Raw genomic sequence first — 604 nt, forward strand, 5'->3', positions numbered from 1 at the left:
TTTCAGCTTTATATCCTGGAGAAGTTTTAAAAAAATCTCATCAGAATCCAGAAGAATAAAGGACTTGGGGTCCAGGGCAGGGCTCAGAAGTTCTTCAAGGTTTACTTTCTTCTTATTATCCTGGGCTACTGATTTTCTTTTCCCCTTTGCATGCCGGGCCGATGACGAATGGCTGGAGGCCGGCCTTTTATCCATTCCTGTCCTGAGTTCTTCTACCGCCGATGCCAAATCATCTATTCTGCCGCTCAAATCATCTACTTTTTCTTCTGTCTTTCTCAGCAGCTTTTCCATACTTCGAGCCGATGGCGAATGGCTGGAGACCGGCCTTTTATCCATTCCTGTCCGGAGTTTATCTACCGCCGATGCCAAATCATCCATTCTGTCGCTCAAATCATCTACTTTTTCTTCTGTCTGGACCAGCATTTTGGCAACATTTGCAACATCGTCCTTGGTTGGAGTATTTAAATGAAGAGAAATAATTTCCTGGAATTCGCTGATAAACTGGATCAGCTTTCCGTGTACATTTGATAGAAATGCGGCGGGTAACACAAGTTTTTCTTCATTTAATTGGTCCTGGATCCACTCATTAAGCTGTGTTTCTAGC

The 604-nt window shown here is 43.5% G+C and carries 1 pseudogene; it reads right to left on the reverse strand.

What is annotated here, in order from left to right:
- A pseudogene (locus NLX67_RS22630) lies at window positions 1–604 on the reverse strand (hypothetical protein); the annotation flags it as partial.

It is taken from the genome of Domibacillus sp. A3M-37, assembly GCF_024213455.1.
GTDB lineage: Bacteria > Bacillota > Bacilli > Bacillales > Domibacillaceae > Domibacillus > Domibacillus tundrae.